General features: G+C 42.2%; 1 protein-coding gene. It reads left to right on the plus strand.

The window, feature by feature from the left end:
• A partial coding sequence (locus tag IE142_RS40245; RefSeq protein ID WP_191889505.1) for an ATP-binding cassette domain-containing protein occupies positions 1-557 on the plus strand: 557 nt, incomplete at both ends.

Below are 557 nucleotides of genomic sequence, written 5' to 3' on the forward strand. Positions count from 1 at the left end.
AAAATGAGTATGCTTTTTCAATCAGGCGCCCTTTTTACTGATATGAATGTATTTGAAAATGTCGCCTTCCCATTAAGAGAGCATACTAATTTACCCGAGGCGTTAATTCACACTACCGTGATGATGAAGTTAGAAGCGGTAGGGTTAAGAGGGGCAGCTAATTTAATGCCATCTGAATTATCGGGGGGAATGGCGCGCAGAGCCGCTTTAGCAAGAGCGATAGCCCTTGATCCAGATTTAATCATGTTTGACGAGCCATTCGTTGGACAAGATCCCATTACCATGGGGGTATTAGTAAAACTGATTGATGAATTAAACCATGCATTAGGGGTCACTTGTGTGGTGGTGTCTCATGATGTCCCTGAAGTACTGAGTATTGCCGATTATGCATATATTATTGCAGAACAGAAAATCATTGCTCAGGGAAGTGCAAAAGAGCTACAGGAAAATCCAGACAGACAAGTAAGACAGTTTTTAGATGGTATTGCTGATGGACCTGTACCTTTCCGTTTTCCTGCGGGGAACTATCAGGATGATCTATTAGGACGAGGTAATTA

Source organism: Streptomyces mutabilis (genome assembly GCF_014649815.1).
Lineage (GTDB): Bacteria > Actinomycetota > Actinomycetes > Streptomycetales > Streptomycetaceae > Streptomyces > Streptomyces mutabilis.